33 protein-coding genes and 3 tRNA genes are annotated in these 25,966 nt (G+C 29.2%); 21 read left to right on the top strand and 15 right to left on the bottom strand.

What is annotated here, in order from left to right; all coding sequences use genetic code 11:
• The 6 genes from rrp4 to CALAG_RS02095 are packed head-to-tail and all read left to right on the top strand — an operon-like array spanning position 1 to position 3,372.
• Complete coding sequence (gene rrp4, locus CALAG_RS02120; RefSeq protein WP_015232100.1) at positions 1–693, top strand: exosome complex RNA-binding protein Rrp4; 693 nt, start codon at positions 1–3, stop codon at positions 691–693.
• Positions 690–1,421, top strand: a complete 732-nt coding sequence (rrp41, locus tag CALAG_RS02115) for an exosome complex exonuclease Rrp41 (RefSeq protein WP_015232099.1) — start codon at positions 690–692, stop codon at positions 1,419–1,421. The genes rrp4 and rrp41 overlap by 4 nt, the downstream gene beginning before the upstream one ends.
• On the top strand, positions 1,418–2,272 hold the full coding sequence (gene rrp42 / locus CALAG_RS02110; protein ID WP_015232098.1) for an exosome complex protein Rrp42: 855 nt from the start codon (positions 1,418–1,420) through the stop codon (positions 2,270–2,272). Before rrp41 ends, rrp42 begins: the two co-directional genes overlap by 4 nt.
• Entirely contained in the window at positions 2,272–2,538 is a 267-nt protein-coding gene (locus tag CALAG_RS02105) for a 50S ribosomal protein L37ae (protein WP_015232097.1), read from the top strand. Before rrp42 ends, CALAG_RS02105 begins: the two co-directional genes overlap by 1 nt.
• A 14-nt stretch (positions 2,539–2,552) precedes the next feature.
• Entirely contained in the window at positions 2,553–3,161 is a 609-nt protein-coding gene (locus CALAG_RS02100; RefSeq protein ID WP_015232096.1) for a Brix domain-containing protein, read from the top strand.
• Positions 3,145–3,372 (top strand): KEOPS complex subunit Pcc1, encoded by a 228-nt coding sequence (locus tag CALAG_RS02095; RefSeq protein WP_172633875.1) that lies wholly within the window; start codon positions 3,145–3,147, stop codon positions 3,370–3,372. The genes CALAG_RS02100 and CALAG_RS02095 overlap by 17 nt, the downstream gene beginning before the upstream one ends.
• 13 nt (positions 3,373–3,385) lie before the next feature.
• On the opposite strand, the gene CALAG_RS02090 is transcribed toward CALAG_RS02095, so the two are convergent.
• Positions 3,386–4,276, bottom strand: coding sequence for a prenyltransferase (locus CALAG_RS02090; RefSeq protein WP_048816681.1), 891 nt, complete (start codon positions 4,274–4,276; stop codon positions 3,386–3,388).
• 405 nt (positions 4,277–4,681) lie between these two features.
• On the opposite strand from CALAG_RS02090, the gene thpR reads away from it, so the two are divergent.
• The 3 genes from thpR to CALAG_RS02075 are packed head-to-tail and all read left to right on the top strand — an operon-like array spanning position 4,682 to position 7,337.
• Positions 4,682–5,239: an RNA 2',3'-cyclic phosphodiesterase gene (gene thpR / locus CALAG_RS02085; RefSeq protein ID WP_015232093.1), complete on the top strand. Its 558-nt coding sequence runs from the start codon at positions 4,682–4,684 to the stop codon at positions 5,237–5,239.
• On the top strand, positions 5,236–6,597 hold the full coding sequence (gene cca, locus CALAG_RS02080) for a CCA tRNA nucleotidyltransferase (RefSeq protein ID WP_015232092.1): 1,362 nt from the start codon (positions 5,236–5,238) through the stop codon (positions 6,595–6,597). The genes thpR and cca overlap by 4 nt, the downstream gene beginning before the upstream one ends.
• On the top strand, positions 6,579–7,337 hold the full coding sequence (locus CALAG_RS02075) for a hypothetical protein (protein ID WP_172633874.1): 759 nt from the start codon (positions 6,579–6,581) through the stop codon (positions 7,335–7,337). Before cca ends, CALAG_RS02075 begins: the two co-directional genes overlap by 19 nt.
• Here CALAG_RS02075 and CALAG_RS02070 read toward each other — a convergent pair.
• Entirely contained in the window at positions 7,302–7,652 is a 351-nt protein-coding gene (locus CALAG_RS02070; RefSeq protein WP_048816680.1) for a hypothetical protein, read from the bottom strand. The genes CALAG_RS02075 and CALAG_RS02070 overlap by 36 nt on opposite strands.
• A 709-nt stretch (positions 7,653–8,361) precedes the next feature.
• Between CALAG_RS02070 and CALAG_RS02065 the strand changes: the two genes are divergently transcribed.
• Both CALAG_RS02065 and CALAG_RS02060 read left to right on the top strand, forming a co-directional pair.
• A tRNA-Pro gene (locus CALAG_RS02065) sits at positions 8,362–8,465 on the top strand.
• 17 nt (positions 8,466–8,482) lie between these two features.
• Positions 8,483–8,698: a hypothetical protein gene (locus tag CALAG_RS02060; protein WP_015232089.1), complete on the top strand. Its 216-nt coding sequence runs from the start codon at positions 8,483–8,485 to the stop codon at positions 8,696–8,698.
• 100 nt (positions 8,699–8,798) lie between these two features.
• Here the strand turns inward: CALAG_RS02060 and CALAG_RS02055 are convergent, their stop codons facing one another.
• Positions 8,799–9,332 carry a GTP-dependent dephospho-CoA kinase family protein gene (locus CALAG_RS02055; protein ID WP_015232088.1) on the bottom strand — a complete coding sequence of 178 codons (534 nt, stop codon included), beginning with the start codon at positions 9,330–9,332 and terminating at the stop codon, positions 8,799–8,801.
• Positions 9,333–9,347: 15 nt separating this feature from the next.
• Complete coding sequence (gene spt4, locus CALAG_RS02050; RefSeq protein WP_015232087.1) at positions 9,348–9,581, bottom strand: transcription elongation factor subunit Spt4; 234 nt, start codon at positions 9,579–9,581, stop codon at positions 9,348–9,350.
• A 225-nt stretch (positions 9,582–9,806) separates the two neighbouring features.
• Here spt4 and CALAG_RS07970 point away from each other — a divergent pair, with 225 nt between their 5' ends.
• From CALAG_RS07970 to CALAG_RS02040, 3 genes are all read left to right on the top strand, one after another.
• Positions 9,807–9,971, top strand: a complete 165-nt coding sequence (locus CALAG_RS07970) for a hypothetical protein (RefSeq protein ID WP_015232086.1) — start codon at positions 9,807–9,809, stop codon at positions 9,969–9,971.
• A 193-nt stretch (positions 9,972–10,164) separates the two neighbouring features.
• On the top strand, positions 10,165–10,983 hold the full coding sequence (locus tag CALAG_RS02045) for a hypothetical protein (protein ID WP_157463152.1): 819 nt from the start codon (positions 10,165–10,167) through the stop codon (positions 10,981–10,983).
• Positions 10,984–11,053: 70 nt separating this feature from the next.
• On the top strand, positions 11,054–12,499 hold the full coding sequence (locus CALAG_RS02040) for a phosphohexomutase domain-containing protein (RefSeq protein ID WP_015232084.1): 1,446 nt from the start codon (positions 11,054–11,056) through the stop codon (positions 12,497–12,499).
• 29 nt (positions 12,500–12,528) lie between these two features.
• Here CALAG_RS02040 and CALAG_RS02035 read toward each other — a convergent pair whose 3' ends face one another.
• Positions 12,529–13,239 carry a metallophosphoesterase gene (locus CALAG_RS02035; RefSeq protein ID WP_245529250.1) on the bottom strand — a complete coding sequence of 237 codons (711 nt, stop codon included), beginning with the start codon at positions 13,237–13,239 and terminating at the stop codon, positions 12,529–12,531.
• A 205-nt stretch (positions 13,240–13,444) separates the two neighbouring features.
• Here CALAG_RS02035 and CALAG_RS02030 point away from each other — a divergent pair, with 205 nt between their 5' ends.
• Together CALAG_RS02030 and CALAG_RS02025 are read left to right on the top strand one after the other, a co-directional pair.
• Entirely contained in the window at positions 13,445–14,605 is a 1,161-nt protein-coding gene (locus CALAG_RS02030) for a cystathionine gamma-synthase family protein (RefSeq protein ID WP_015232082.1), read from the top strand.
• Between the two features lie 627 nt (positions 14,606–15,232).
• Entirely contained in the window at positions 15,233–16,018 is a 786-nt protein-coding gene (locus tag CALAG_RS02025; protein ID WP_015232081.1) for a KaiC domain-containing protein, read from the top strand.
• Between the two features lie 176 nt (positions 16,019–16,194).
• On the opposite strand, the gene CALAG_RS02020 is transcribed toward CALAG_RS02025, so the two are convergent.
• The 3 genes from CALAG_RS02020 to CALAG_RS02010 form a co-directional block, all read right to left on the bottom strand.
• On the bottom strand, positions 16,195–17,712 hold the full coding sequence (locus CALAG_RS02020) for a hypothetical protein (RefSeq protein ID WP_048816679.1): 1,518 nt from the start codon (positions 17,710–17,712) through the stop codon (positions 16,195–16,197).
• 9 nt (positions 17,713–17,721) lie between these two features.
• Positions 17,722–18,918 (bottom strand): nicotinate phosphoribosyltransferase, encoded by a 1,197-nt coding sequence (locus CALAG_RS02015; RefSeq protein WP_015232079.1) that lies wholly within the window; start codon positions 18,916–18,918, stop codon positions 17,722–17,724.
• A 133-nt stretch (positions 18,919–19,051) separates the two neighbouring features.
• A complete protein-coding gene (locus CALAG_RS02010; RefSeq protein WP_015232078.1) occupies positions 19,052–19,339 on the bottom strand; it encodes a hypothetical protein in 288 nt (95 codons plus the stop codon).
• Positions 19,340–19,611: 272 nt separating this feature from the next.
• On the opposite strand from CALAG_RS02010, the gene CALAG_RS02005 reads away from it, so the two are divergent.
• From CALAG_RS02005 to priX, 5 genes are all read left to right on the top strand, one after another.
• Positions 19,612–19,980, top strand: coding sequence for a DNA-binding protein (locus CALAG_RS02005; protein ID WP_015232077.1), 369 nt, complete (start codon positions 19,612–19,614; stop codon positions 19,978–19,980).
• 6 nt (positions 19,981–19,986) lie between these two features.
• A complete protein-coding gene (locus tag CALAG_RS02000; RefSeq protein ID WP_015232076.1) occupies positions 19,987–20,142 on the top strand; it encodes a 50S ribosomal protein L39e in 156 nt (51 codons plus the stop codon).
• A 12-nt stretch (positions 20,143–20,154) separates the two neighbouring features.
• Positions 20,155–20,484 carry a 50S ribosomal protein L31e gene (locus CALAG_RS01995; RefSeq protein WP_015232075.1) on the top strand — a complete coding sequence of 110 codons (330 nt, stop codon included), beginning with the start codon at positions 20,155–20,157 and terminating at the stop codon, positions 20,482–20,484.
• Between the two features lie 14 nt (positions 20,485–20,498).
• Entirely contained in the window at positions 20,499–21,173 is a 675-nt protein-coding gene (locus CALAG_RS01990) for a translation initiation factor IF-6 (RefSeq protein ID WP_015232074.1), read from the top strand.
• Between the two features lie 234 nt (positions 21,174–21,407).
• On the top strand, positions 21,408–21,863 hold the full coding sequence (gene priX / locus CALAG_RS01985) for a DNA primase noncatalytic subunit PriX (RefSeq protein WP_015232073.1): 456 nt from the start codon (positions 21,408–21,410) through the stop codon (positions 21,861–21,863).
• 86 nt (positions 21,864–21,949) lie between these two features.
• On the opposite strand, the gene CALAG_RS01980 is transcribed toward priX, so the two are convergent.
• The 7 genes from CALAG_RS01980 to CALAG_RS01950 form a co-directional block, all read right to left on the bottom strand.
• Positions 21,950–22,042, bottom strand: a tRNA-Gln gene (locus CALAG_RS01980).
• A gap of 56 nt (positions 22,043–22,098) precedes the next feature.
• Positions 22,099–23,034: an FAD-dependent thymidylate synthase gene (gene thyX / locus CALAG_RS01975; RefSeq protein ID WP_015232072.1), complete on the bottom strand. Its 936-nt coding sequence runs from the start codon at positions 23,032–23,034 to the stop codon at positions 22,099–22,101.
• Positions 23,035–23,091: 57 nt separating this feature from the next.
• Complete coding sequence (locus tag CALAG_RS01970) at positions 23,092–23,721, bottom strand: PHP domain-containing protein (protein WP_015232071.1); 630 nt, start codon at positions 23,719–23,721, stop codon at positions 23,092–23,094.
• Positions 23,721–24,152, bottom strand: a complete 432-nt coding sequence (locus CALAG_RS01965; protein ID WP_015232070.1) for an RNA-binding domain-containing protein — start codon at positions 24,150–24,152, stop codon at positions 23,721–23,723. Before CALAG_RS01965 ends, CALAG_RS01970 begins: the two co-directional genes overlap by 1 nt.
• Before the next feature lie 31 nt (positions 24,153–24,183).
• Positions 24,184–24,834 carry a 50S ribosomal protein L15e gene (locus tag CALAG_RS01960; protein WP_015232069.1) on the bottom strand — a complete coding sequence of 217 codons (651 nt, stop codon included), beginning with the start codon at positions 24,832–24,834 and terminating at the stop codon, positions 24,184–24,186.
• Positions 24,835–24,932: 98 nt separating this feature from the next.
• Positions 24,933–25,349: a thioredoxin family protein gene (locus CALAG_RS01955; RefSeq protein ID WP_015232068.1), complete on the bottom strand. Its 417-nt coding sequence runs from the start codon at positions 25,347–25,349 to the stop codon at positions 24,933–24,935.
• A gap of 372 nt (positions 25,350–25,721) precedes the next feature.
• Positions 25,722–25,794: transfer RNA gene (locus CALAG_RS01950), tRNA-Asn, on the bottom strand.
• Positions 25,795–25,966: the final 172 nt, after the last annotated feature.

Here is a 25,966-nt window from a genome sequence, read left to right as displayed (position 1 = left end):
ATGAGTGCGATAAGAAAAGTATTGGTTCCAGGAGAAAAAATTGAAGGAACAATTAATATCTCAGACTATTATATTTATGATTATAAAAATGAGAAGAGAGTTGCAATCATAGGAGTTGTCGATTATAAACAAGAAGGGATATCTTATTCTCCATTGAATGGTATCTATATACCAAAAGAAGGGGATATAGTAATAGGTTTAGTAACATCACATGGTGTTGCTAATTGGTTTGTTGACATAAATTCACCATATCAAGCAATACTTAGCGTGCAAGACTTCTTTGGTACAAAGCAGAGTAGTCAGTTTCCAGAAGATCCATTTAAGTACCTTCAAGTTGGTGAATACATAAAGGCTAAGATAGCAGCATTTGATAGGATTAGAAACCCTCTATTAACAGTTCAAGATAAAGGACTAGGTAAGATTGCTGAAGGGATTGTTGTTTCAGTACATCCAACAAGAGTGCCTAGAATAATTGGTAAAAAAGGATCAATGATAGAGATGTTAAAAAATGAAACGGGATGTGAATTTTTTGTTGCAGTCAATGGTATGATAAATATTAAATGCCAAAATGAACAGTTGGAAAGTATAGCATCAAATGCAATTAAAATAATAGAAACACAAGCACATATATCTGGGTTAACAGAGAGAGTTAAGAAGTTCATAGAAGAGGAGAGAAAAATTAGGGGAGTGTGATAATATTGGCTAGACCTCAAAGATTTATTGATGATGATGGAAAAAGATTAGATGGAAGAAAACCTGATGAAGTAAGACCAATAAAGATGCAAGTAGGAGTTTTAACTAATGCGGATGGCTCAGCACTAGTAGAATATGGTTTAACAAGGGTGCTAGCAGCAGTATACGGCCCAAAAGAATCTCAAAAATCAATGCTATTGCCAGATAGAGCAACTTTAAGAGTTAGGTACCATATGGCTCCATTTTCTACAGAAGAAAGGAAGAATCCTGCGCCAACAAGAAGAGAATTAGAACTTTCTAAAGTTTTAAGAGAATCATTAGAGCCTGTTGTTATAACTGAATATTTTCCTAGAACTTCAATAGATGTATTTATAGAAGTTTTACAATCTGATGGAGGAACTAGAACCGTTGGGGCAACTGCTGCCTCTCTTGCATTAGCAGATGCAGGTATACCAATGAGAGCATTGGTAGCAGGTGTAGCAATTGGAAAAGTTGATAATGTATTGATAGTTGATTTAAATGAGGTGGAAGATATGTATGGTGATGCGGATATGCCCGTTGTAGCTGCTCCAGATATTGGTCAAATAACCTTATACCAATTAAATGGAGTTCTAACTAAAGAAGAATTCCATAACGCAATTGATATGGCTATGAAGGTTATCACAAAAATAGTTGATATGGAAAAGGAAACTCTAAGGAGTTCATACATGGAGGTTGGTGAAGAATGAGCACTACACCATATAGGACTCAGATAATTCCCAAAATAAAAAGAGATGTTTATTTGAACTTATATAGGAAAGGTCAAAGAGCTGATGAAAGGGATTTCTATTCACCAAGAAAAATTAGCATACAAACAAATGTGCTGGAAAAAGCAAATGGATCTGCTCTTGTTAAGCTAGGCAATACCCAAGTTTTGGCAGGAATAAAAATAGAACCAGGAGAACCATTTGCTGATATGCCAGATGAAGGTGTATTGCAAGTTCATGCAGAACTTGTACCATTAGCTTCTCCACAATTTGAGCCAGGTCCTCCTGATGAAAATGCAATAGAATTGGCAAGAGTTATTGATAGAAGTCTTAGAGATCCTAAAGCAGTTGATTTAAAATCACTTGTAATAAGACCAGGGGATAAGGTTTGGATGCTATGGCTTGACCTATATATATTAGACTATGATGGTAATTTATTTGATGCGAGCATGCTTGCATCAATGGCTGCGTTATCTACAGCAAGAATGCCTGAGTTTGAGGAAATGGAAACCGGAGAAATTAAGCTAACCAATAAAATCTCAGATATACCAATTAAGTTAAATAAAAGGATAGTAACTGTTACAACAGCAAAAATTGAAAATTATATAATAGTTGATCCTAATCTTGATGAAGAAATAATATCAGATACAAGGTCTGTTATTTCATTCGACGAAAATGGAAATATAGTCGGAGTTCAAAAAACCGGTATGGGCTCAGTTTCTCAAGAAGAATTAGATAATATAGTAAACATATCAAGTCAGGCGGCGCAAGTATATTTTAAATTGCTAAATAATGCATTAGTAAGTGAAAAGAAGGAGGAAGGTGGTAAATAATGGTATATAGCCATACAAAAATAGTCGGTCCAGCAGGTAGATATGGTCCTAGATATGGATCTACTCTAAGGAAAAGAACAAAGGCAGTAATGGAAAAAATGTATCAAGATCATCAATGCCCATTTTGCGGAAGCATAGGCACAGTTAAGAGGGAAAGTGTTGGAATTTGGATATGTAAGAAATGCGGTCATAAGTGGGCAGGCGCTTCATATACTCCAAGATCAGAGTTATCAATATATCTGCCTAGATATTTTAAATCAGATTAATTTTGTGATGTATTTTGCCTAGTGTTCCTTTAAGATTTGAAAAGATATATAATAAAAATAAGTCTTCGATTTTATTAACGAGCAGTAGAGATCCAAGTACAAGAACTAGGACATTTATAAATGAGCTATCCAGCGTTTTACCTAAAAGCATTAAGATTGGGAGAGGTAAACTATCATTAGAAGAACTAAATCAGATCATTTTAAGGTATAATATTCCAAAATTGATTGTAATTAATGAATATAAAGGTAATCCGGGTAAAATTCAGTTATTTAAACCAAATGAAAATAGTAAAAGACCTGATTTGATTTTATATGCAATAATTTATGGGGTTTCTTTGAGAAAAGAACTAGGATTTAATAAAAAAATAAGCGTAAGAGATGCTGCAATAAAGTTAATTGATGAAAAACAAGATAATGTAAAATATGATTATATAAATAAACTATCAACCATGCTAGATCTAAATGTAAATGATAGATTAATTGATGAAAATAATATTGCTTATTTTTTAGTAAAATTTGATTTTCCTTATATTGATATCAAAGTTTTTAATAGAAATGTGAATATAGGCCCTAATTTTAAATTAAAGTTTGGTGATGATATAAATGATGGAAGTAAATTTTAAAATATGTTCAAACGATAAAATTGATCCTTTATATAAATCATTATTAGCTGAAGTCAATCAATCATCACCAAAAAAAGGTAAGGTAAGAGTTGAATTAAATGATAACTGTATAAATTTATTTATTAGCAGCAACACATTATCAGGATTAAGAGCAATATCAAATTCATATCTTAATCTAATTTATGCAATAATTAATTCATTATCTGTTTAAATATAAATTCATATTATAAAAATTTAGTTAGTCCTATGCTAAATGTATACATAACTCCAAAAAGTAAAGCTTGCATTGCTGTGTTTACATCTAATTTTGTTAGGTTATCATTAATTGCATTTCTTATAATGACGTAATTATATAATATTGTTATATTTGATAATAGTGTAGTAATTGGCAATACTTTAAAAACAAATATGCCCATCATAACAAATAAATATGGCATAAACAACTCAAAGAAAAATAACATCTTAGCTTTATATTTTCCTAAAATTATTGCAATAGTTTTTGCGCCAGAATTTTTATCGTAATTTATATCTCTTATGTTATTTATGTTCATAACAGTAAAGAGATATACTGAGGTAGGCAATCCAACAATAAGAGGTACGAAGCTTATTTTATCGGTTGCTAGATAATAAGCACCTAATGGAACAACAATACCCCAAGCTAAATATGCTGTTATCTCTCCTAGGGCATTATACTTTAAATAAAATGGGAAGCCTGAGTATCCATAAGCTAGCAAAAAACCTAGTAAGCCTAGAATTATAGATAACGGTCTTCCATTAAATGTTAAGAATAAACCAATAAATATTGCGATTGCTGATGATATAAATCCAAAAATCAAAGTTATATTTGGACTTAATATTTTATCAATAATTAAGTGATAAGGTCTTACATTACCTTCTTTGTCTATGTTTTTCTTAAAATCAAAGTAATCGTTAAATATATTTGATGCGATGTGCAGAAAAATTGATCCTATTATGCCTAACACAATTAATGTTAAATTTATCTTTAAGTAAATTATATATGTTACTAACACTACCGCTATGTAATCAAATATTGTCATAGGTAGGCTCCATGGCCTAATACCCTTTAAGACCTTAACCAATTTGCTCGATATCATTTTTATCATTATATCAATTATTAACTAGAGCTTTAAAGGGCTAATATTAATTTTTATTAATTAATAAATTATATAAAAAATTAAAAATATAACTATAGTAAATGAATGGAATACCAAGAATTCAGTTGATCCATTCATCTCTTCATAGAAGTTAAGTTTGCACTTGGAAAACTTTTTAGCATTTTTGAGTTTTTTAGATCTCATTAGGCCATTTCATGAAAATTCTATTGTGCTCAATTGAATGGATACGAAATGAAGAAATCATAATCTCAATTAATGAAAGACTTTGTGATATGCATAACTCAGATAAATACCAGCAAATTATTAGCTGATGTTTATATAGGAATTGATAAATAAGTTTTAATATATTTTTATAGAATTTATAAAGTATGGGCGAAGAAAACATTGGTTAGAGCATTTATTGCAGTAGATGTAAATGATAATAGTATAATCAATAAAATAAATGATACTATTCAGGCATTAAGTGAACTTAGTTTAAAAATAAAATTTGTTGAAACAGAAAATTTGCATATAACACTAAGATTCTTAGGGGAAATAAGCGAAGGGGATGTTTTAACAATAAAAGAAAATGTGATCAGCAAATTAAAATGTGAGCCATTCAATATAGTTTTGAAAGGTCTAGGGGCATTCCCAAATAATGAAAATCCAAGGGTAATTTGGATAGGTATATCAGAAGGATTTGATTTTTTGAAAAAACTAAAAATTCAGATTGATGATCTTTTAATCAAAAATGGATTTAAATTATCGCATGAAGAATTTGTTGCGCATTTAACAATAGGTAGAATAAAATTTGGTAAATCCAGTGCATTAAAGGAGTTATTAGAACAATACAGAAACTTTGATTATGGTACAATTAAAGTAAATTCAGTTAAGTTGAAAAAGAGCACCTTAACAAGACAAGGACCTATTTACGAAAATTTAGTGGAGGCTAATTGTAAATGAGTTGCAATAGAAATGATTTAGAAGAAAATATATTAAATCAGATTAAGCCTACTCCATTTCAAATAAAAATTCTAGAAAGGTTTTCGAATATTATTAAAAGAAAAATAAGCTATTGCATGAAAGGCAATGGTTTAGACGGTGTAGTAGAAGAAGTGGGAAGCTTTGCAAAAGGCACATTGTTAAATGATAAATGGGAATTAGATATATTTGTTTTATTAAAAGATATAGATAATGAATGGATAAATAATAATGGTAAGAACTTCTTATTATCATGCTTAAATGATTTTCCAACTATAATAAAGTATAGCCAACACCCGTATGTAACAGTATCATATATGGGTTTAGAGGCAGACGTTGTACCAACAGTGTTCGTTGAAAAGCCTAGAAAAAATGGAATGGGGGTTGAAAGAACGCCTTTTCATACAAGATATATTAATTCAAAACTTAATGCTTGCCAAAAAGACGATGTCAGGTTGCTTAAATCATTTTTCAAGGGGTTATCAATATATGGAGCAGAAAGTCATATTGAAGGATTTTCTGGATATCTTTCAGAATTATTAATAGCTTATTATGGGAATTTCTTTAATGCATTAAAGAATATTTCAGGTTGGAAGGATTTAATTTATATAGATATAGAAGGTAATGGAAATAGGGATGTATTAATTAAAAGATATCCTCAATCAAAGCTTATTGTAGTGGATCCAATAGATCCTTATAGAAATGTAGCAGCTGCAGTTAGTCAAAAAAGCATTTCAACTTTAATTCTTGCATCAAAACTTTTTTTGGAAAAGCCAAACATTGTTTTTTTCCATAAGTTTTCTCATAATGTAAAATCTAATATAGATACACCTTTATTATTAACTATAGGCCATGGGGTATATTATAATTATCCACCAACAGATATTTGGGGAAAATTAAAAAAGATTACTGAAAATTTAGAAAATAAAATAAATGAACTTGGAATTGGAATTATTAAAAGTTCTTATTATACTAATGAATCAAATCTGATTGCTATTGGGTTTTTGATAGATAGAGACGCATTGCCTAAAACAGATATAATGGAAGGACCAAGTGTTTATGATGATATAAATAGCATTAAATCATTTATTAAAAAAAGGTTAGATGAGAAAGGAATAGTTTATATTAACGATAGCAAAGTTTATGGTGGTAGGAATAAAAAAATTAAAGACTTGATAGATTTTGTTAATAATTCTGTAATGGAATCTGGAATTAAATTTAATAATAAAATTGAAACCAGAGTTTACAATAACTTTGATGATATAGATATTAAAGGTGAAATTAAGGAATGGATAAAAAACTCTCTCTACTCGATTCCTGCTTGGATGATAAACATATAAATGAAAAAGATACAATATCATTAATTTGTTATCCAAATTCAAACAAATGCGATACATACTATAGGTTAAATCAAATTGATACGTTAGGAATAGAAAAATTATGCAATTATGGAAATATTATGATAAATGGTAACAAATATAGGAATTTTCACATATTAGGAAAAGGGCATTCTAGTATTGTATTGCTTGGATACGTTAAAAAAATAGGTTTAAAAGTTATTAAAATAAGAAGGGTTGATAGCAAAAGGTCTGAACTAATAAATGAGGGTAAAATTCTTGAGAAATTGTCTAAATACGGTATTTCTCCTAAAGTTTATGGCTATTCTAGAGATTTTTTGATTATGGATTATGTGGGAGAGATAAATTTAGGCTATGTATTAAATAATGAGAACAAATCCAATATAATAAACTCTTTGATAGAAAGTCTTAAAAGCATTAAATTATTAGATTACACAAATATAATACATAATGAGTTGAATAGGCCATGGAAAAATATTTACTTTCCTAATTACCCAAATTATTTTCCTGCATTAATTATAGACTTTGAATCATATTCTGAAGGTTGTGGAAATTTAAATAAATTTATTGGGGGGATAATTGGAAAACTTAATATAACTAGATTTTCAAAAAATTTGTTAGAGCTCTTAGCAGAATATAAAAACAAAAATTGTGATCCTTTATTTTTTGATAAAATAATAAAAGAATTACTCTTTATCATCAACACTTGCTTCATTAGATAAGCTCGATTGGGTTATTCCTTTCATATTATTCAAAATACTACCCTTAGTTTTATCAATTAATTTGTATCCATTTTCTTCATAAAGTTTGTTAAACATTTGAAATGAGAAGAATCTTATGCTTTTTGGCTTTAAATTTAAAGGTTCACCACAAACAGGGCATGTTAGTCTATCAAATCCGCTCAGGGCCTTTTTTGGTATGGGGGGTCCATTAAATTTATTTTTATCATTTTTATCTCCTATTACATACCTATATAGAATTGTTTGACAATTTTTGCATACTATTAATATTTTTCCTTCATTGGACATATGATTCAAATTAATCACCAAGAGTCGATCAGTTCCTCAGTAATACTAATGTTAACAAATTCTTTTAATAATTGAGTCTAATATAACAAAGTTTTAGTATCAATGAATTTTAGAAGTTATTAATAGAACTTAATTGAAAGTATACCTGATAGTTATAAAAAAATTTGTTTATAAATCTGAGTAAAATTTTAGGTAAACATAATACAAGCTTAATAACCGTAACAATTAAGTTTAAGGTTATAACTATTTAATAATTATTGATATCATAATAATTATTAATATAATAGATTTTCTATCAGCTCAAAAGGAGAGGTTCTGCGTATTGATTCTTATTATAAATCTTATATGAGAACATCGAGAGGTTCAGAGAACACTCTTATAAATATTCATGAATTGATATAAGAGATCAACAAACCTCACCCTTTAGGGCGGGGAAGAGGTCAGTTAGAAAGCTGAGTAAGAGAACTTTCATATCTAATATAGCTATAAATTACACGTTACTCATATTTCTCTCATTAAATTAAGTAATAAAAATAATTTACTTTATCCATCTTCCTTATTAATAACAAGGCTTTCTTATATTCTGTAAGTTTTAAAGCTTAGACCTAAAAATTTTTAGATATATAAAATGTTAAATCATTAATTGGGAGTATAGCAAGTTATTTATTAACTATGCGTAGAATTTTTAATCCTATAGAATGTAATAAATATAAAGGATGGGGCCGTCGTCTAGCTTGGTAGGATGCCAGCCTGGGGAGCATTTCCCTATTCCACCAATGCCTAGAGCGCTGGTGGTCCGGGGTTCAAATCCCCGCGGCCCCATTAAAGGTGAACAATATATGAGTTCAGAAAATATAATAAAAGTAGGAGGAAAGCAAATAGAGATAAATGATGAAGTACTGCTAAAAGTTAGAAAGTATGTTAATACAGAAATGAATTTAGATGAACTTTCAAAAGAACTTGGTTTAGATGGTTGGGAGGAAGCTTATGAGTTCATAAAGAAAATACCAGCATGGATGTTAAGAAAATATAGTAAAAGCCTAAATAAAAAATAATTTTTTATCATAGTATTTCATATTAATTTGGATAAGTTTTATTGATAAGCCTTATTCCTATTAGAAGCTAATTAACATTAAAATGGATTATTAAACTAAATCATTTTGTTTCAATTATTCCTGGCTTTAATACAAGAATTTTATTCTGTAATTCTCTTCTGATATAATTGTTTACATTAACCAATGCAGCTCCTTTATTTGGTATTCCATATATAACAAGAGAATTATCCTGAGCGCATGATAATGTAGGTAACGCCAATAGATCTTCTTCTCCATCAACATAAATTAAGATTTTCTCTTTGTTTTTACTTTTCAATATGTTACACAATAAATCTATGTTGTCATAAGTGAGCATCCCGGGAGGATTTTTTATTTTTATGAGATTATAATCGATAGGATTGCTATCAAAAGAAAAGCCTTCTTTACTTCTAAGAGTTTTACCATCTATAATAATAATATCAGGTTTTCTATTAGCTTTAAGACAATAATATGTAACTACGTCCCCTACACATATAACAAAATTCCATTCACGACTTTCTATATATGATTTAAGTTCTCCAGAAATAACCCTTCCTCTTGGTTGCGAAAAATCATATCTTACATTCTCAGGTAAGGTTAGGCCAACGAATTTCATATTTATATCATCTATTTACTTTATAATGTAAGAACCTGATACTTTAATAGCATATGTACCTTTCTTGTTAAACTTTAATTCTTTTGCTATTTCTGAATCCGTGCTTATTACAACAAAAATACCTTCCCAATCTTCAGTAAAGTTATTGCTGCCACAAACTGGACATATATTTGCCTCCTTTGGAACTAAAGCTCCACAATTCTTACATGCCTTCATTGCAATTTTCTTCGTAGGCATTTTTCTTGGCAATATTTTCACCTATGTATATAAATTATAAAATACGCTAATATGTTTTTATAAAAAATTTTACTAAAAATTAATTATTTATTTTAGAAATTTTTTCAAATATATATCTCTAAGTAAGGCTATATTTAAATCGATTACTTGATATATTATATATTTATGCTAACAGATACTAAAATATCTATTTCCCTAATTATTCCCTTAATTGTCTATTAAAGAGGTAGATGAGATATGCCCAAGAAAGATGAAGAAGAATTTGAAGATCTAGATGATGAAGAGGAATTCGAGGAAGAAGATGAAGAAGAATTTGAAGATCTAGATGATGAAGAGGAATTCGAGGAAGAAGAAAGCGAGGAAGAAGAAAGCGAGGAAGAAAGTGAAGAAGAGGAATTCTAAGAATATAAAATTTTTTAATTTAATTTTTGGAATTTCATCTTTTGCCCCATATCATGATAATTTCTACATTTAATTGTAATAATTAAGTTAGTATTTTACTTATAGAGATTTAACACTATGTCTGGTTCTCAATAAACATATATAAAGCACTGTTACGAACTTAATAGTGGAAATATTAGAGAGAGTTAACACTATGTCTGAGCGTCATGATAGCTGGCATAAACAAGATGAGGATGGTAAAAATAATTTTTTTGATATGCTGGATTCATCAAAAAATGTTAAACTAATGGTATTTAGATTGCTTGGAGCGCTCAAATATTTTTATTCATTTAAGGAATTGGAAGAAAGACTTAATGTCCCCGCTCAGATTTTATGGAGATATGTTACATTAAGAACAGTGCCAGAAAGATCAACAGCTGAAAAGATTTTAAATAAGATAAGGTCTTCACATATAATAGATGATATATTATCAAAGTATTATATTGAGAATGAAGAATTATGGTCGCTTTTAAGCAATCCTGGTATAATGACGTTAGCAGGATTAAGGGCTTTAGACGATTTAAAAGATCAAAAAATTAATGTAATAGTCTCAGCCCCTGATAGCTATGCAGCAGCTTTAGGGGCTACATTCTCATCGTTATTTCATGCAAAATTATGTGCTGCATCTCATAGCCCTTATTCAAAACATATCATATCTAAGAACTATAAAGTAAGTTCTGAATTCTTTGATGTTTTGTTATTGCCAAGAGAATGCATCTCTAGGAAGAGTAAAATAATAATAGTGACAATAGATGGAAATAAGACAGCATTATTAAGTTCAATGATAGATTTAGCTATAACAAGGCAAACCCATGTAGAAGGAATTGTTGCTGTTATGGGTTCAAAAAGCAAAATAGAAGAGCTAGCAAAGACTAAACTTAAATATAATACAAAAACAATAGTTCTTATAAATACTGATGATATAAAAGAAATTAAACATAAGGAACAAAGCGTAAAAGTAGATTTTAAATAAATATTTATTTTAGTAAGATTAAGAATAAAATTTATTAAATAAGCTTCTATTTAATAAAATGGAGATAAAATTGAAATTATTTGGCACTGCTGGAATAAGAGGTTTGTATCCAGTTAAAATTAATCCAATTTTATCATATAAGACTGGGTTATCATTAGCTAATTATTATGGGGGTAAAGGAGAAGCAATTGTTGGAAAGGATGTAAGGAATACAAGCGATGTATTATCATTTTCTTTATCATCAGGTTTGATGGCAGGGGGTATGAATGTCACATATATAGGTATATCACCAACACCATTAGTTGCTTATTCAACAGATAGACTTAATGCAAAAGTTGGGGTATCTGTAACTGCAAGTCATAATCCTCCTGAGGATAATGGTATTAAGATCTTTGGGCAAAATGGTATAGAAATAAATGAATTAGATGAAAATAAGATTGAGGAAATAATTCTAAATGGAAAAGAAGGTGATTTGCAAAAAAGTTGGGAAGAAGTTGGAAGCTTATCTTTTAATAATTATATTGAAAAGAAATATGAAGAAGATATAGTTAATCATATTAATTTTATATCAAATCAAAGAAAGCTTAAAATATTAATCGATTGTGCAAATGGATCTGCATCAAATATTACACCAACAATTTTAACGAAGCTCAAAGTAGGTCAAATTATAGGAATAAATTGTAATTACGATAGTAAGTTTCAGGCAAGGCTTCCTGAGCCAAGGCCAGATGTTTTACAACAATCTATCAGTGTTATGAATCAATTGGGAGCAGATTTACTTATAGCACACGATGGTGATGCTGATAGGATGGCTATTGCTGTCCCCGGGTTAGGATTTGTGAAACAAGATATTGTTATTGCTTTATTTGCAAAATATTTCCTATCTAATAAAAAAGGAGATATTGTGGTCTCATTAGATGTTGGTAATGAAGTTGAAGAGCTGGTTGAAAATTATGGAGGAAAAATTATTAGGGCAAAATTAGGAAAAATACATGAAAAAGCTATTGAATCAAAAAATGTATTAATGGCAGCTGAACCTTGGAAACTAATAGACCCTTCGTTTGGTTTATGGGTTGATGGTATTTATGAGGCAGCATTGATATCAAAAATATTCGCCGAGGAGAAAAGAAAACCTATTGAAATAATTAAAGATATTAAAATTTATCCAAGCGCAAGGATTTCTCTTAACTTAAGTATACCTGAAGACTTCAATTTAAACAAAGAATCTATAGTTAAACAAATTTTAGATAATTTTGCATCAGAATTAGATAAGGATTCTTATAATATAATCGATATTGATGGGTATAGAATTAATTTTAAAGACAAAAGCTGGATATTATTTAGAGCTAGCGGAACAGAAAATAAGATAAGGTTTTATATACAATCTTATGAAAAAAATAAATTAAAAGAATTAATAGAAAAGGCAAAAGAAATAGGAATTCAAGTTTTAAATAAATATTCCATTAAAATAAAAGGTATAGAAGAATATGTTGAAATGGGAAATGAAAACAAATAGCTTTTAAATGTTTTTAAGGATTTAATGGGTTATATAGATTTATTATCTCCAAAAATATGGATTAGCCTGGGCAGTTCTATAACTCCAATTTCTCTATCTACTATTATAGGTACAGTATTCTCTATATCACCTAATTCCCTTGAAATTGGAGATAAATAAGAGCTCTTATCAAGGTTAACAACAGTTCCTGTTTGATATAACCCAATAGGAGGGAGTACTAATGCAGTAGAACCATTTTTCAAGGGCATTTTTAATAATGCCTGTAATCTTACTTTACTGCCTGATAGATTAATTTCAACGCTTGGATGTTCATGGCCCATAACAATGAATTGATATTTTTCTATGTCATCAAATATTTTATGTCCATGAGTAACTGCAATCCCATCTCCAAGATCTAAAAAATTATCTTCAACTTGTATTCCTAGATCTTTTAATAAATTGGATATATATGTATCATGATTTCCTTTAACCAAGATAACCTCCTTTATATTAGATTTCGCTGCAAAACTCATTAATTCTAATATTTCCGCTCTTTCTTGCCTTATCAATTTTTCGAATACATGTTTAAGATCTCCAGCTATTACCAATTTTTTAAAATTAAGTTTACTTATTTCATTTATTATATTCTTAGCTTTTTTCAATTGCAACCTAGGTAAATATACTCCTTGAGATGACATAGCTTCTTCGTATCCTAGATGGATATCACTAATTATAGCTATCTTCTCTTTCTCATATGCCAATACCGGCAATCTATTGAGTATTTTGAGTTTTTCATTAAATGACATCTTTACTCGATATATTTGTTTTTTATAAAGTTTATAAACATCTTTTCTTAATAATCACTTAAACTAATGATTTATTAAAATCTCTATTTATATAAAAAATATATTAAATTCATGTTGAGATTTAAATTTTTATTGATTTCTATGTATAAGAGGGATTAAAATGGGAGATAGTACAAAATCAATTAATAGTGAGTATTCAGATGAATTTGGTTCTATTATTCCTCCAATTTATATTAGTTCTATTTATAGATATATAGATGAAGATACATCTAAAAAAAGTGATAGAAACATTACAATAAAATATTATAGAGAAGAAAATCCATCATTAAGGATTTTAGAAAAAGTATTATCGTCTCTAGAAGGTTCTGAAGATTCGCTAGTATTTAGCAGTGGTATGGCCGCAATTTCTACAATAGCAATGAATTTTTTGAAAAAGAAATCAAAGGTTTTACTATTGAAAGAGATGTATGGATCTACTATACAATTATTTGAAAACTTATCTAATAAATTTGACATAACTATAAAAAAGGTTTATCCAAATCATGAAAATATTATTGAGGAGCTTGAGAAAAACACATATGATTTAGCCATTATAGAATCTATTACTAATCCTACACTAAAAGTTATTGATATTTCTAAAATAGGTGATATTATTAAAAAATTAGATACAAATGTAGTGGTTGATAATACATTTGCAACGCCAATATTATTGAAACCTTCAAAATATGGATTTAAATTAATACTTAATAGTACAACTAAATATTTATCAGGTCATAACGATACAATGGGTGGTTCAATATCAGGTAAATCGGATTTGATTAATGAGTTATGGGAATGGAGAAGATTATTAGGTAATATTCAACAACCATTTGAAGCATATTTAACGCTGCGCGGAATAAAGACATTACCAATAAGAATTAAGCAACAATCAGAAAATGCATTAGCTATTTCAGAATTTTTGGCTGATAATAGCAAAATATCAAGGGTATTATATCCTGGATTAAAAGATAGTGAGTATAATAAAATAGCATTAAAGATTTTTGAAAAACCATATTTTGGAGGTGTCTTATCATTTGAAATTAAAGGTGATCTGAATCAAGCAAAGGATTTCTTAAGAAATCTAAAAATAATTAAGCCATCACCAAGTTTAGGTGGGACAGAAAGCATAGCTACTCTACCATCGATTACAGCATCCAGATATATTGATGAAAGCGACAAAAAAGAACTTGGAATTTCTGAAAAATTAATTAGATTATCAGTAGGGCTAGAAGATACTGATGATCTAATAAATGATATACAACAGGCTTTAAACAAAATATAACTATTGTATATTCTCTGATAGTAAATAATCAGCAAAAGCCTCTTCTTATAAAAATATTAGAAATACATAAAGGAAAATCAATATAAGATAGAAAAGTTATGCTATATAGTAAAGTATCCGGTCCTATTAACAGAACTTTGGAGTTCCCGTACATTCATGACATACCTCGGCTCATACCTCTCATTAAGGCATGAGCTATGCTTAACTTTCTATCTACGCTTTCATGTGAACTTCTCCCCTTGGGGAGTCATTTCAGGATTTATATCCTTTACCCAAATTATTTTATTGTTACGTACTCTTCTAGCTAGGAATGGTTCTAGCTTATTATATAGATGAAACTATAGGTAGACCTATTAAGCCTAAATCTTCCCATATATTTCATACAAAATTTATTAAGTAACTATACTTCTACAAAGGCCCTATAACCAATGAGGATATTTAAGAAACTATGAAACATGAAATCCTAATTACAAAAGGATGATCTTCATGTGTATAGAGAGTTTAATAATATTTTATAATATATTTTTAAATTTTTGTTATAATCATAACAAATATATTCAATTTTAACTTTTATATAATAATTTTAACCTTAAATTTTACTAAAATATATTTTGGAAGTGAATAAAGATGAGTTTAGTTAAAATTGAAAGATTAGCCACTGGAGTAAAGGGTTTTGATAAGTTAATATCAGGAGGTATACCAAGAGGATTTTTTGTGGCTGTTGTAGGAGAGCCTGGTACTGGCAAAACAATTTTCGGAATACATTATGCATGGCAAGGGGTTAAAGAAAATGACAAAATAATTTATGTTACTACTGAAGAAAGCAGAGAAAGTATAATAAGACAGGCTAAGATGTTCGGGATGAATCTTGATGAAGCTGTAGACAGCAATAAAATGATAATCATCGATGCTCTTATGAAAAATACAAACGATGAATGGACTCTTAATGAAACCGATATTGATGAATTAGTTAAGAAAATTATAGATGCAAAGAAAAAATTAGGTTATGGTCGTGCAAGACTAGTTATTGATAGCATGTCGACATTTTGGTTAGACAAACCTGCAATGGCAAGAATTTATAGCTATAATATTAAAAGGGTACTTTACAAGTGGGACTTTACTGCATTGTTAACAAGTCAATATGCAATAACAACATCAAGTGCTTTTGGTTGGGGAGTTGAGCATGTAGCTGATGGAATTATTAGATTTGGAAGAAGAATAGTTGGTGGTGAACTTAAGAGATATGTTTTAGTTGAAAAGATGAGGCAAACACCACACGACTTGAGAGTTCATTATATTACTATTGAAGATAAGATAGGTATGAAAATAGAGGAAGCTACGGAATTAAGGCAAGAGGATGTATCTATGCCAGAAAAACTCAAAAAGCAGTTAAAGAACCATGAAGGGATATAAAATATTTTTTCTGCGATAAAGAACATTTTGATCAAATAATATATACCATTATTAAACATCATTACCTATCTATGTTATAAAGAAATCGTACGTTTTATAAAATTGAAGTAAATTTATTTCGAAAGTTATTTAAAATTTTGTAATAAATAATAAATTAAAATAATTTTTATAAAAAATTAAGATTTATGAAATGTTTTGAAAAAATTAATTATAAATAAAGTTAGATTTCTTCTTATACCTTTATCTGCTGCAATTAAAATGCCATAAAATATAATAGCCTCAATTATGCCGGGTATAGCTAAATTCTTTATATCAATTAATAATCTACTTGATGGCGGTCCAATAGGTTTTATGAAATAAGATAATGCTAATGATATAGATATATAAAAAATCAATTTTGGTAATAATTGTGTTGCAAAATTTTTATTTACGTTTTTTGGTATAAAGAAATGAGAAGTTATTAAAACAGATAATAAATACCTTATTAAATATATAATTGACCAAATTATTAAAATATCTTGAATTGGCATACCTCTAAACACAAAGAATGCAAATGCGATTAAAGCCAAGTAGATTATTGATGGTATTACTCCTAACAAACTCATTTTAGTGAATTTGCTTGCACCTTTTATTCCACTTTCTCTAATATTTCCAGACGCTATTTGTGAAATACCATTATTTATTATTTCAATAATAGCAGTTATTAAAAATATTGAGATACTAAAAGACGCCCAAGAATATATGGGATTATATACATAAATAACATATACGGGATGCATTATTCCATAAACTAAAAAGGGAATTACCAATGCTAATGAAACCTCTAAATTTCTTAAAGCTGTCCTGAAATCACCTGTTCTTAAAACATATGAATGTAGGTATCTTAATCCTACATTTGTTGAATCTCTTAATAATGTAGAAACGGATGACACAACAAAAAAGGCAGCAACTATTAATGAACCTATTAAAGGATATGCTATTAAAGCGTCTAGTGATGGCATTAAACCAAATGCAACCCCAACAGCTGTTGCATGAGACCCTAAAAACCATTCCTTTAATGTTTTTTTAGCATTTTTGGAGTCATCTTTTAAAATTCTATCTTTTAACCAAAGCATTCCAATAGTAGAGGTAAGAATAAAAGAAATCAATGTTGATACGAAAGCTAATATTAATGAATTCGATATTATATATAATGCAATAAAAATTAAGAGACTATAGGAAGTTCTATATATTAACTCTAATAGAGAAAGTCTAACAGGTCTCACGGCATCTATTGCTGTCCTTATAACATAGTAAAATGATTGAAAAGCGATCGATAAGCTGGCTATAACTAAGAGCAATGGTGTAGGTTTAGCATAAATAAATATTAATAAAGAACCTATAATTAATGTGATAAGAAATTGAATTGTTGCAAATGCAAAGCTTGCTATGTATGACCCCTTTTGTCTTTCTACCAAATATCTATAAATCCATAATCCGGCTAGACTTAAAGGGATTGTTGCATATTGTATTATTCTTTTTGTTGCTAATTGATAAATTGCATAATCCGTAGGAGCAAGTTTTCTTGCTAACACAATGGTTGCAACAATGTTTATAAGAATTGATAAAAAATATAAAACAGTTCTAGATGTGGTTATTCTAATTGCTTCAAGCCTTTGTGATTTCGTTTCTTCTTGTTTCATTTCATATTCCAATAAAATCCCCTATTTAACGAATTGTAGCTGTGATAAAACGTATTTTCTGATATCATCTAAACTAGGTAATGGTTCTACTAAATTTCCATTATTTAAGTAAAGCTTCATCAAATTAACTGGTTTATCATTTTTATCTGTACAAGTTGGAATTTCATTATCATTCCAATATTTTATGTAATATTCAAGTGGTTTGCATGAATAGACCTTTTTAGCCCCAGGTAATTTACCTCTTTTCGTATAAGGCTCCCATCCATTTCCCCTATCTATTTCAACTATATCCATGCTTAAATCAACGCTAGGAGCTGTTGCTATAGAAGTTCCTACACCAAAACCATCAACTAAATCTTTTAGGTTAAGAATGCTATTTTCGTCAAGCCCTCCACTTACTATTATCTTTACGTGTTTAAATCCATTAAGATCTAAAGTCCACCTAATCTCCTCTACAATATCCTTCATATTTCCTCTTCTGCTTGCAGGGGTATCAAGTCTGATTCCCCATAGCTTATCCCCTAAAAGGTTTGCTGCCATAAGTGCCTCTTTTCTTTCATCATCAAGTGTGTCTGCTAAAGCGACAATATTGATCTTACCTTCATATAATTTAGCAAACCACTTCCATGCTTCTTTTTGATCTCCAAAAACTAAGATGAGGGCATGAGGCATAGTGCCTTGAGGTGTTAAACCAAGATACTTTTCTGATAAAACCCCACTTATAGAATCTGCTCCCCCAATAAATGCTGCCCTATCTGCTGCTGGGAAAACAGCTGGGTGTAAAGCTCTTATTCCGAAAAATAGTAATATTTTATTACCAACTACTCTTTTTAAACTTGCAGTCTTTGTAGCAATGCTTGAGGAAAATCTTAATAAACCAAGTAGAGGCGCCTCCAACAAAGCAAAATCTATATATTTACCTTCAACAATCATTAAGGGCATTTTTCTAATAAATAAAGTGCCTTCTGGTACTGAATAAAGATTGAATGGTTTTCCTTTTAATAATGCAATTGCTTCTTCAAGGCCAGCATATACTGCCCAATTCCTTCCTTCAGGAGGATTACCATATAAATGGACTTCCATTCTAACCTTTACATCAGCTAATCCAGCTTCTTCTAAAACTTCTTTTGTTCTTTTAAAATAAATATCAGTAGCCTCCCCATTTAGAATTTCCTCTAGGCTTGCCATATATATCTTAGGTTCTTTGTTTCCGTCCATAATACTACCCCCTTATTTTAATTTATTAAAAAAGTTATTTAAAGTCTCTTATTTTATTATTAAAAATAATTTAATTAAACTTACACTTCTACTTTAATTTAGAGAGATTAAATATTGATTTTTTGACTCAATTTTAATACATCATATCGATTGTATTCAACCACCATTCTATTTCTTCTTTAGACATTTTTTTATGATAATTTAGACCTTCGATTTCTGCATCAATTACTTCTATTTCATCGTTTTTATTTCTTCTAAGCATTATATGCATATTTCTTCCAGTTTCCGATACATCATCGGATTCAGCAGCTTCTTGAATCGAAGGTGTATTAAAGATAATTTCTATTATATTTCCTTCTTCTTTATATGAATAAGCGGGATTATTTTCAATAAATTTAATCAATTTTTGATATTTTATCATTGTTTATCATCTATTATACTTAAGTTGGAAACAAGGTTAATATTTATTGACTTGGATTTCTAATATTCCTTATCATCAGATATCATCTTAAACAATAACGATGCCTTTAATTATAAAACATGATTATTGTATTAAAATTAATGCAATAATGACCTAGGCTTCCCTTCATAGAGTTCCTACTTATTTTTTAATGATATTGTTTCTTATATCTCTTAAGCTCTGGGAATTAACAAAAATCGTTTATTAGGTCTATTTTTAACTAATTAATTGCGGTGAGATGTTTGAGCGATAACTATAGCGATTATAACGATGATGAACTTGAAGAACTAAAGCAAAGGAGATTGCTAGAATTAAGAAAAAAACTTGAAGAAGAACAAAGGAGAAAAAAACTTGAAGAAGAACAAGAAGCGCAAAAACTAGCTGTATTAAGGGCAATAATGGAACCAGAGGCATTAGATAGATTAAGTAATTTAAAGTTGGTAAAGCCAGAGTTGGCTAATATTGCGGAGGAGACAATAATTAGATTAGTTCAAATGGGAAGATTATCTACACCAGTAACAGATGATATAGTAAAAAATATATTAATAGAACTAGATAACAGATCTAGAAAGGAGTATGAGTTCAAATTTAAGTGGAAGTGAGTAGCTATGGCTAGAAATAAACATTTGGCTAGAAAACTGAGACTTGCTAAGGCAGGAAAAAGTAATGAATCAGTGCCAGTATGGGTAGTAGTAAAAACTGTTAGGAAGTTTACAAGGAATCCAAAAAGTAGAAATTGGAGAACATCTAAATTAAAGGTTTGAGGGGATTAAATTATGGAAATAGGGGAAGCATTTGTATACGTAGTCCCATTAAAGAGAATTTATTTTGGCAGAAAAAGTAATAGAGCAAAAAGAGCAATAGATTATATTAGAAAATTTGTCTCAAGGCATGCAAAAGTAAATTTAGAAGATGTAGTAATTATGGATGATGTAAACTCCTATATATGGAGTAATAGTATAGAAAAACCTCCTAGAAGGGTAAAAATATTGGTTGAGATGAAAGAATTTAAACCAGAAGAAGGAGAGGCTTATAAAAAAGTATTGGTAAGGTTAGCAGGAGAAAAGGTAAGAGTAGGTAAATATGAAATAAAAAACAAACAATAAATAGGTGAATTTTTTTGCCTTTTGAAATAGTAAAAATGTCGATTTTTGGTAATAGTAATATAGGTGTTTATATATATGGGAATGATAAGATAACTTTTGTTCCTCAAGGTCTTCAGAAAAAGGATTTAGATGGAATTTCCCAAATATTACAAACTGATATAATGGAAACTTCTTTAGCTAATACAAAACTTTTGGGGGTTTTGATGGCAGGAAATAACAATGGTATTATATTATCCAGGAGTGCACTAGATGATGAGGTTGATATTATAAAGAAATCTATAAAAGATCTAAATTTATATGTCTTACCAAGTAGAAATAATGCTGTGGGAAATTTAATAGTTGCAAACGATAAGGCAGCATTGGTTTATCCCTATTTTGAAGATGATGTTATAAAACAAATACAGGATACTTTAGGGGTGGAAGTTTTTAGAAGAAGTATAGTAGGTATACCAACAGTTGGAGCAATTATAGCAGTAACTAATGTAGGAGGCTTAGTTCATCCAGATGTTACAGATGAAGAAATTAAATTTTTAGAAGATATATTTAAAGTGCCTTTCAAAACTGGTACAGTTAATTTTGGTGTTTCATTTATTAAAACAGGCTTAATAGTTAATACTAAAGGAGCAATTGTAGGTGAAGATACTACAGGACCCGAAATAGCTAGGATACAGATGGTATTTAGCGCTTAAATTTGGTATTAACCAATTCGTATTGATCTTCTAGTTAAAGTTTAGATTCCAAAATTTATATAAAATAATTTATGATTAGTTAATGAATTATTTTTATAAATTTTTATAGAATTCAATTTTTTGTTTTAATAATATTAGCACATTAATTAACATATTGAAAAAGCCTAATATTGTTTGCAATACTAGATTTTATAGGGGTTTATAGAAGTTTTCGAGCAAAAAAGGTGCTGATGTATGGTATTTGAAGATGTAATTAATAATTGTCAAAGATCAGAAATTGATTGCCAAAAATCTATTAAGGAGTTATTAAAAAAATACTGTCCAAACCCATCAGATTGTTCTATATCGATTTATAGAGAAAACTTAGTTCAAAAATTTAATTGGATCGAAAAAATAATAAAGAATGGTGTTCCAGATGGCAGAACAAGGCTAATTCTTTACGTGATTTCTAGGTATCTTATAAATGTAAAAAAATTGAACGATGAAGAAGCTCTTAATCAAATCAATGAATTTATTAATAATAGCTGTAAGAACTATAATAATTGTTCTCAGATATACAAATCCTGGATTATTAATGTTATAGGTAAAGTAAAAAATGGAAAGTGGAAGCCTTGGAATATGGATAAAATAAGGAATTCAGATCCAGAGCTCTATAAAGTTTTGGAACCTATTATTGGTAAAAATAATTAAAATTAATCCATATATACTAAATTTGTGGATAACATAAAATTGTTAAGAAATTTCTAGTATCTAATAGTACCATTTGATTAAAGAAATGGTAGCCGGGCGGGGATTCGAACCCCGGTCTCGGGGGTTCTCCCCATTTAAGGTCCAGAGCCCCGAATCCTTGGCCGCTAGACGACCCGGCTGATTATTTAATATTAGCAATTTTCCTTTAAATCTTTTTATTGGGCTAAATTGAAAATTATAAATTTAACGTGTTATAAGCATTTAATAAACATGGTCTTATTCCGCTATTTTTTACTAATTCTGGACACCTATTTATAGTGAAAAGGCTTTTGCCATCAATAAAATTCTGTAAAGTATCTGGCTCATCCCTATTTATGTTTTCTAAATGCACACAACTTGGGCCAGCATATTTAAATAATTCTGGGTGTATTTTCATTAATTCAACCCATAATAGCCAAGCAACTTTTCTAATTTCCCATTGAGCTCTTGTGCACATTCTTAAAGGGAAAAAGGTTTGAATAAGCTCCCTTGCATTCATTGTAACAGTAATTTTAGTTCTGACAGACATTGGTATTATAAATCTAGCATCCTCTTTTGATAGACCCGTTGATAGAAGTTGATAATAATTAGCAGTTGCATCAATTAATGAATTAGCATATATTAAAGCCCTATCCTTTTTCATCAATGGGGGGAACACATAAGCTACATTTGCTACCTTTATTAATTCATCTGGTTCTAATGCATTAATAGAATCTTTTAGGGCCTTACTATAGCATTTGTATGCATCTCTATCGCCTTTTTTAGGTTTATTAGGGCAATCCATTTTTAGTTTAGAAGCCATGTATAGAGCCATTTCCCTCAATGATGCTTCAGTATATCTCATACTTTGTTGCGTGAAACTAGCTATCCTATGTCTTACCAATTGATGGGAGCATACCCTGGAACATCCTTCGATCATGAAAGTATATGAGCTATGCTCCCAAGGACTAAAATGATTTCTTTTAAATGTTTCTTTAATCCATGTATCTATTTCTTCTTTATTTATCTCTAAAAGATCCTCAACCTTTTTTCTTGATGTACTCATTTTAGATGCTGAGGCTATAATTTTTGGAGATGCTTTTGTATATTCGACTAAGGTTACTTTTATATTAAGGTTTAGTTTTTCTTCCACTAAATTCACCAGATCTTTATTTACAATTAAATTTTAAAAGATTTTATCAATATAAACCTACTTATTCAGAATAGGAGAGATCGCATAATAAGGATAAGTTGTCATGGATAATGTTGCATAAGTATTATCAACGCCAAGGATTTCAAATAAACTCTTAACATGAAAAGGATGCCATAATTCAAATATATTACTTGCATCACTTACTACATAAAATCTTAATCCAAATTTTATTATATTTTTAAGTAAATTATTCATTTCTCTCCACAAAAATATATCATTATTTAATAGTTGTTTTAAACTAATTTCTATTACTCCGTTTTTATTTATATTAAACAAATTTTTTATAGTTTTATTTATTTTTATATTTTTTTCAAGATTAATCCTTATTGCATTTATAGTTTTTGTTTGGCTTATAATATTAAGGAGATAATTATTTTCAGGTTCTACAACTAAAAAAGAATTATTTGAACTTTTTAATATATTGTTCAATTCATCCTTATTGCTTATTTTAAAATACTTTCTTTTTATTACTTTTATAGAATTTTCTTTTGCAGCTTTTAAAACATCATCATTGATAAAGTTAGAATCCATTCCAATTATCTCAAAATTAAACTTCTTAAGCATTGGTATTATCTTAATCCATTCTTCATAATTTCTAGGGTTTATTGAAAGATCTACATATTTCATTATCCCACTTTATTATATTTTTCTATTATTAAGTTTTTTAGCTTCTCAATTTCAAACTTGTTTTCTAATTTAAATATTAATTTTATAACATCGTCTGAGTCGCTTAATGTTAATTGCCCTGAATAGGCCTTTTGCTTATTTAGCCTTAAATGGAATGTATTATTTTTTTCTTCAATTCTATCATAAAAAGTTTTTATTAACTCATCCTTATCTGGTCTTGAAAGGCTGTCAAGCAAATTATTTAATATCTCTTCCGCTTTTGATCCCTCAATAATACTAGATATAACTAATATAGAGTTTCCATAATATCCCTCATATTGCTCTTCTATTATATTAAAATCTTCTTTTATAATATTTTTTAAGGAAGAAACTATCTTCTCCTTATCTTCAGTTGCATGTACAAAAACTCTTATTTCTAAGGATTTAATCAAAAATTTCCACCGAATAAGAAAAAGCGGTTAATTATTTTTCTCTAGTATTGAAATATCTAATATATTTACTTGCTTCATGGCCTTTTTTAAGCTTTCTTTCTTTCTCTTTCTTACTCCATTTATGGTTGTGCGTATTTGTTAAACCTCTATTCTTTGTTAATCCTCTCATTTTCTTTCCGGCATGAGTTAAGCCACGGTTTGGTCTGCCCGATCTGCTTGGGGAATTAAGTATCCATGAATAATCCTTATCATTTCTAATTGAAGGATTACTAGGATCAATTAAAATAACTTCATACCATTTATGGGTACCATCTTCTCCTACATAATAGCTACCTAACACTACTAAATCTGGATATCTATTTTGTGCCCTTTCTTCAGCTATAAGTCTAAGGCTTTTTCTTAATGTAATTGCATTAACACCCATTCTTTTAGGTCTTCTTCCAGATATTGGTCTCTGTTTTCTCATCCCTCCCTTTCTCACTTTAACTCTAACAACTATGACTCCTTGTTTTGCCTTATAACCTATCTCTCTAGCCCTGTTTAATCTAGTTGGTTTCTCTACTCTGACTATCGTGGGTTCACTTCTCCATTTAATCAATCGCTCTCTCATTAATGCTACATGCTCGTTTTCGTATGGTTTTTTCCATGCGCTTGCGATGTAATGATACATAGATTTAGACATAACCTTCTACCTCAACATTTATTTTATCTTTCTTCTATACTCTAAGTTACAAGAGGAATTTTTAAAGTTAATTGGTAAATTCAAAATATTTATAGAAATTATAAAGATTTTATGTAAGAGGATATCCTATTTTCAAGTTTTTCTTTGTTTGTTTGACCTACTATAGAATCAACAACTTCACCATTTACTATAATTAAAATTGATGGTATATGCTTTACCTTATACTTATCGGCAATAGCATAGCTGGAGTCAACGTCAACTTTTCCATAAAAAACGTTTGGAACTATATGTTGAGAAGCTACTTCCCTAAATGTTTGTAAAAATGATATGCATGGACCGCACCATTCTGCTGTAAAGAATAAGAAAACTAGTTTATTTTTATTTATTATTTCGTTAAAATTATCTGATTTAACTTCAACAACTATTTCTTTCAAAGAATTTTCTAGTGCTTCAGCTTTTGACATCAATAACCTTGAAAGTTCTTTTCCTAAATTTTCTGCATTTTCATTGACCAATTTCTCTCCTATTAAATAAATTTACATTAACTAGATTAAATATATTCTTTCAGGAGCTTTGATTTATACGATCATATAAAAAGCAAAAGCCACCATTTATTACATGAAGTAATCTAGGTTATTTATATTAGCTTTGAAGGTTCTTTATTTTATTTTAGTATTTATATCTTTTGTTAAAATAAATTAATTGTTATTTTACGATTAGGAATTAATATAAACAAATTATTTTAAATAGTTAAAAAGATTAGTCTTATTTCTCCTAAAAGATTTTATTTGATTCTAAATACGCTTTTATGTTTATTTAATAATATATAGAATTCATTTTGCTTTATATGAAAATCAGAGGTTAGAAGTACTTGGCAACTAAAAAGGCGCCGGGGGAGGGACTCGAACCCTCGACCGCCCGGTTAACAGCCGGGCGCTCTACCTGCTGAGCTACCCCGGCTTGCCTAGAATTGGAGTTAATAATTTGGGTTTAAAGACTTTGCTAACATTATTTTTGCAATTAATTTTTATATTTGTGTCTTAACAATTAAGCGTTTTTTGAGAGGCTACGTTAAAATATTTTTAATAGTAAATTAATGTAATATATTTCTAATTATTAACTTAAACAAAAA

The organism is Caldisphaera lagunensis DSM 15908, from assembly GCF_000317795.1.
Taxonomy (GTDB): Archaea; Thermoproteota; Thermoprotei_A; order Sulfolobales; family Acidilobaceae; genus Caldisphaera; species Caldisphaera lagunensis.
Note: the sequence above shows the minus strand (reverse complement) of the source record. Positions and strands in the feature narration are given on the sequence as shown.

What these genes read in the sequence shown, in the direction of transcription:
- CALAG_RS01970 (WP_015232071.1), bottom strand. Translation starts at nt 23,721, where the DNA reads ATGAAATATGTAGATCTTTCAATAAACCCTAGAAATTATGAAGAATGG.
- CALAG_RS02045 (WP_157463152.1), top strand. Translation starts at nt 10,165, where the DNA reads ATGTCTGAGCGTCATGATAGCTGGCATAAACAAGATGAGGATGGTAAA.
- CALAG_RS02060 (WP_015232089.1), top strand. Translation starts at nt 8,483, where the DNA reads ATGAGTTCAGAAAATATAATAAAAGTAGGAGGAAAGCAAATAGAGATA.
- CALAG_RS02015 (WP_015232079.1), bottom strand. Translation starts at nt 18,918, where the DNA reads ATGGACGGAAACAAAGAACCTAAGATATATATGGCAAGCCTAGAGGAA.
- rrp42 (WP_015232098.1), top strand. Translation starts at nt 1,418, where the DNA reads ATGAGCACTACACCATATAGGACTCAGATAATTCCCAAAATAAAAAGA.
- CALAG_RS02055 (WP_015232088.1), bottom strand. Translation starts at nt 9,332, where the DNA reads ATGAAATTCGTTGGCCTAACCTTACCTGAGAATGTAAGATATGATTTT.
- CALAG_RS02010 (WP_015232078.1), bottom strand. Translation starts at nt 19,339, where the DNA reads ATGATAAAATATCAAAAATTGATTAAATTTATTGAAAATAATCCCGCT.
- CALAG_RS02030 (WP_015232082.1), top strand. Translation starts at nt 13,445, where the DNA reads ATGGGAGATAGTACAAAATCAATTAATAGTGAGTATTCAGATGAATTT.
- CALAG_RS02000 (WP_015232076.1), top strand. Translation starts at nt 19,987, where the DNA reads ATGGCTAGAAATAAACATTTGGCTAGAAAACTGAGACTTGCTAAGGCA.
- CALAG_RS02095 (WP_172633875.1), top strand. Translation starts at nt 3,145, where the DNA reads ATGGAAGTAAATTTTAAAATATGTTCAAACGATAAAATTGATCCTTTA.
- cca (WP_015232092.1), top strand. Translation starts at nt 5,236, where the DNA reads ATGAGTTGCAATAGAAATGATTTAGAAGAAAATATATTAAATCAGATT.
- rrp4 (WP_015232100.1), top strand. Translation starts at nt 1, where the DNA reads ATGAGTGCGATAAGAAAAGTATTGGTTCCAGGAGAAAAAATTGAAGGA.
- priX (WP_015232073.1), top strand. Translation starts at nt 21,408, where the DNA reads ATGGTATTTGAAGATGTAATTAATAATTGTCAAAGATCAGAAATTGAT.
- CALAG_RS02025 (WP_015232081.1), top strand. Translation starts at nt 15,233, where the DNA reads ATGAGTTTAGTTAAAATTGAAAGATTAGCCACTGGAGTAAAGGGTTTT.
- CALAG_RS07970 (WP_015232086.1), top strand. Translation starts at nt 9,807, where the DNA reads ATGCCCAAGAAAGATGAAGAAGAATTTGAAGATCTAGATGATGAAGAG.
- CALAG_RS01960 (WP_015232069.1), bottom strand. Translation starts at nt 24,834, where the DNA reads ATGTCTAAATCTATGTATCATTACATCGCAAGCGCATGGAAAAAACCA.
- CALAG_RS02090 (WP_048816681.1), bottom strand. Translation starts at nt 4,276, where the DNA reads ATGATATCGAGCAAATTGGTTAAGGTCTTAAAGGGTATTAGGCCATGG.
- CALAG_RS01995 (WP_015232075.1), top strand. Translation starts at nt 20,155, where the DNA reads ATGGAAATAGGGGAAGCATTTGTATACGTAGTCCCATTAAAGAGAATT.
- CALAG_RS02105 (WP_015232097.1), top strand. Translation starts at nt 2,272, where the DNA reads ATGGTATATAGCCATACAAAAATAGTCGGTCCAGCAGGTAGATATGGT.